Annotated in this window: 1 protein-coding gene; it reads left to right on the top strand. The window is 66.0% G+C overall.

Annotated elements, in window-relative coordinates; genetic code table 11:
- On the top strand, positions 1-459 hold a 459-nt coding region (locus AC1D1G_RS45835; protein ID WP_477957016.1), incomplete at its 5' end, for a nucleoside hydrolase.
- Between the last annotated feature and the right edge of the window lie 152 nt (positions 460-611).

Here is a 611-nt window from a genome sequence, read left to right as displayed (position 1 = left end):
GGTGACACCAATACCAACCACGATCCAGTCGCGGCCACGGTGGTTGCTGCAGCGCCTGGGCAGATTACTTGGGTGGGAATGAATGTCACCGGCCGACTCCGATTGGCCTGGGCCGATCTCGTCGCTCGTTCCGCGGTGGGAAAGACGGCGACGTTCGTCCGCGACATCACCGAGGACTATCACCGGTACTGCACGGGCACATATCGCTCCGAGGACCCGATCTACACCGCGCACGATTCCGTCGCGGCCGCCGTGATGCTCGAGCCCACGGTGGTGCTGTCCGCCGTCGGCGCCCAACCCCAGGTGCTCCACGAGGACGGCCGGGCCGCGGTGTGGGGCGTCGCTCCAGCGCAGGGCCCGGCACACCGATTCGTGACCGACCTCGATTTCCGTTCGATCGGTGAGCGGATCACCGCCACGCTCGACGCAGATCTTCCCCACCCGGGCACGACCGGCTAGCAGTGCCCGTGTTCGACGGCGTCGACGCCCTCATGCGGAGGCGTCGAGCAGATGCAGTTCCTCCGCCACGATCAGATCGACCTCCTCGCTGGTCAGTCCGGGCAACAGATGTGCCGCCAACATCGCTCTCACCTCCTCATGTGCTCCTACTT

The organism is Rhodococcus sp. P3_B8 (genome assembly GCF_056402775.1).
This window is presented reverse-complemented; position numbering and strand designations above follow the sequence as displayed.